1 pseudogene is annotated in these 293 nt (G+C 33.1%); it reads left to right on the top strand.

What is annotated here, in order from left to right:
• Nucleotides 1–293, top strand: a pseudogene (locus tag ACSG5Z_RS31255) (peptidase M4 family protein); the annotation flags it as partial.

Raw genomic sequence — 293 nt, 5'->3', positions numbered from 1 at the left:
GACTAGATAAAAAAGAGACGGTCTTTCAATATTTAGAGAGTAAGAAAGATTTGTTTAAATTAGCAGGAAATATTGATAAACACTTCAATGTCGTTGGAGAGGAAAAAGATGCTGAATCTGGTACGACACATGTGAAGTTAGTTGAGAAGCATAATAACATTCCTGTGTATGGTTCAGATCAAACTGTTACACTTGATAAAGAAAATAATGTAAAAGCAATCTTCGGACAAGTTATTCCGAATTTAGAGGATAAAAATATTCCTGCGTTTGCAAAAATTAGTGCAGAGCAAGCT

It is taken from the genome of Bacillus pretiosus (assembly GCF_051294775.1).
Classification (GTDB): Bacteria; Bacillota; Bacilli; order Bacillales; family Bacillaceae_G; genus Bacillus_A; species Bacillus_A wiedmannii.
The sequence above is the reverse complement of the archived record's forward strand: the minus strand, read 5'-3'. Positions and strand labels throughout refer to the sequence as shown.